Raw genomic sequence first — 1126 nt, forward strand, 5'->3', positions numbered from 1 at the left:
CCGCCACGCTCTCAGGGAGGTCCGCATGTGCAAGCTCTTTATCAACGCCGATCCGGAGCTTTGGGTCAGCCGGACCCACTCCCTGCGAATCGATGGCATGGTGACCAGTGTGCGAATGGAAAACGCCTTCTGGCAGGTACTGGCCGAGCTGGCCGAACGGGATGGCATGAACCTGCCCCAGATGATCACACGGCTTTACCACGAATCCATTGATGCCGGCCACGACCTCGGTAACTTCACGTCCTTCCTTCGGGTGTGTGCGCTCCGCTATCTGGAGCTCCAGCTGAGCGGCGACGTTCCCCGGGATACCCGGGTTCCGATTGCCTCGCTGGATGCAGACCGCATTCTTGCCAGCAAATCCGGTGAGCCGGCAACACCGGAGGTGGTAACCAAGGCTAGGCACTGATCAGAGGAGACCAGTCAGCGCTGGCGTCCCTGACCCGCCTGTTTTGCCTTGATATTCCGGGTGTCTGCGGTTTCCACAACCTCCTGAAGATTCCGCCTCGGAGCCGCCGGCAAATCTGTCGCCGGGTAACCCAACCTGAGCAGAATCTGCGGGAAACCCGAACGCCCAAGGAGGTGCTGAAGTTTCGGGCGAAGCACGGCGACCTGAATTGGCTGGTTCAGATAGGAAGCCTGCAGCCCCTGCCCCAGGGACCGGAGCAAAACCCGCTCCAGCGCCTGCCCGGCCTTCAGCCAGTCTTCTACGCCATCCCCGGCCGTTCCCAACGCAGCAATCACGGGTGATTCATCCGCCAGTTGACGGTCCTTGGCGCCAACGCCGTTGCCCATATCAAATGTGCGCACCACCAGTTGGGCCACGGGCGCAACCATGCCGGGAACCGTCAAACCGTCTCCCTTGCGGCGGGGATGCATCCAGGCAGCCAACTCCCGTCGCCAACTCGGGTTGGACCATTGGGCAGCGTCGCCCTCCGCCACCAGCTCGGCCACCTGATGACGCGCATGCTCCGATTCCAGAACCTGGAACCATGCTCCTTCGGTCTCCGCCGACTCTTCAAGGATGCCCAGCACCTCGGAAGGCACCTGCTTTGACTCAAACCGCTTGCGATAGGTGCGTCGCCTGGCAATCGCCCGGAACAGTTCCGTTTGCCGGCCCTCCTCCCCG

General features: G+C 62.3%; 2 protein-coding genes. One reads left to right on the forward strand and one right to left on the reverse strand.

Going from position 1 to position 1126, the window contains the following annotated elements:
* Positions 1–406: ribbon-helix-helix domain-containing protein (locus B2W52_RS13230; protein ID WP_349677068.1), on the forward strand; the 406-nt coding region annotated here is incomplete at its 5' end.
* Positions 407–420: 14 nt separating this feature from the next.
* Here B2W52_RS13230 and B2W52_RS13235 read toward each other — a convergent pair.
* The coding region (locus B2W52_RS13235) for a nitroreductase family protein (protein ID WP_286803491.1) at positions 421–1126 on the reverse strand (706 nt) is incomplete at its 5' end.

It is taken from the genome of Marinobacter sp. UBA2498 (assembly GCF_002341575.1).
GTDB classification, from domain to species: domain Bacteria; phylum Pseudomonadota; class Gammaproteobacteria; order Pseudomonadales; family Oleiphilaceae; genus Marinobacter; species Marinobacter manganoxydans.